Annotated in this window: 1 protein-coding gene; it reads left to right on the forward strand. The window is 35.3% G+C overall.

Translation table 11 applies throughout. The features are described from left to right. Positions 1-99: 99 nt before the first annotated feature. Positions 100-504, forward strand: a 405-nt coding sequence (gene tnpA / locus HMPREF2697_RS00780) for an IS200/IS605 family transposase (RefSeq protein ID WP_070849220.1), incomplete at its 3' end; no start/stop codon positions are given.

Raw genomic sequence — 504 nt, forward strand, 5'->3', positions numbered from 1 at the left:
CGAAAAGCTTTTAGCGATGTATCAAAAAAAGTCCCCCTAAAGTGTTATATTAGATAAGGTTTCCCGACCACTAACTAATATACAAAAGGAGGCCCCCTGATGAGACAGGATAATAATAGTTTAGCACATACTACATGGAATTGTAAGTATCATATTGTTTTCGCCCCAAAATATAGACGTCAGATAATCTATGGGAAATACAAAGCAAGTATTGGTCAAATCTTACGGTTATTATGTGAAAGAAAAGGCGTTGAAATTCATGAAGCAGAAGCTTGCCCAGATCATATTCACATGTTAGTGAGTATACCACCGAAACTAAGTATTTCTTCATTTATGGGATATTTAAAGGGTAAAAGTAGCTTAATGATATTCGACCGACACGCAAATTTAAAGTATAAATATGGGAATCGCAAATTTTGGTGTCGAGGGTTTTATGTTGATACGGTTGGGCGAAATCAGAAGCGAATTGAAGAATATATTCGTAATCAATTACAAGAAGACGTG

The organism is Streptococcus sp. HMSC064D12, from assembly GCF_001837205.1.
Taxonomy (GTDB): Bacteria; Bacillota; Bacilli; order Lactobacillales; family Streptococcaceae; genus Streptococcus; species Streptococcus salivarius_D.